Consider the following 1,031-nt stretch of genomic DNA (forward strand, 5'->3'; position numbering starts at 1 on the left):
GTGTACCGGAATAAGCGCAGTGAACTGTATGTTGAGGATTTGCGGGATATGGAGGAAGAGCAGCAAAACGAGTACATGCTCGAATTTACACGTAAAGACAAGCAAAGAGGTTTTGATCTAGCAAAAGACGCCTTGATGCGTGTCGCTGTGTTGCGCACAGGTGAGGATACGTACCGTTTTGTATGGAGCTTCCATCATATCGTGATGGACGGCTGGTGCTTGTCACTGGTGACAAACGAAGTGTTTGCAAGCTATTTTGCGATCCTGGCTCATAAACAACCGAAACTGGCCCCTGTAACCCCGTACAGTCAATATATCGAATGGCTGGAGCAGCAGGATCGTCAGGCCTCATCAAGTTATTGGAGCAAGGTTCTGGATGGATATGAGGAGCAGTCCCGTTTGCCACAGGCAAAAATCCAGGGCAAAACAGGGTATCAGGCGGAGCGTCTGGATTTTGATTTGGGCGTAGAGCTAACAGCTGGTATTCAGCGTATAGCCAAGCGTTATCAGGTGACCATCAATACGTTGATGCAGACCGTTTGGGGCCTTTTGCTGCAAAAATATAATGGCACCGATGATGTCGTGTTTGGCAGCGTGGTATCTGGACGTCCGGCAGACATTCCGAACGTGGAGCATATCATTGGTCTGTTTATCAATACGATTCCGGTGCGTATCCGCAGTCAAGTGGACAATCTATTCTCCGACGTGATGAAGCAAACCCAGGAGCAATCGATTGCTTCCCATGTGTATGATACGTATCCGCTGTATGAAATTCAGGGGCTGTCAGAGCTTAAGCAGGATTTGATTAATCATATTCTTATTTTTGAGAATTATCCGGTCGAGGAACAAATCGAGCAATTAGGTAGCGGTGAGGCGTCCAGCTTCACCATCACAGGAGCCGAGTCTGTCGAGCAGACCAACTATGACTTTAACGTGGTAGTGCTGCCGGGGAATACCATTCACATGAGCTTCGGGTATAATGCCCTGGCCTTTGAACGGGAAAGCGTAGAGCAAATTCGAGGTCATCTGGT

At 48.2% G+C, this 1,031-nt stretch carries 1 protein-coding gene; it reads left to right on the forward strand.

Annotation, left to right across the window (positions count from 1 at the left end):
- A partial coding sequence (locus HFE01_RS26350) for a condensation domain-containing protein (protein ID WP_243208292.1) occupies positions 1–1,031 on the forward strand: 1,031 nt, incomplete at both ends.

This window comes from Paenibacillus sp. EKM10P (assembly GCF_011800655.1).
Lineage (GTDB): Bacteria > Bacillota > Bacilli > Paenibacillales > Paenibacillaceae > Paenibacillus > Paenibacillus polymyxa.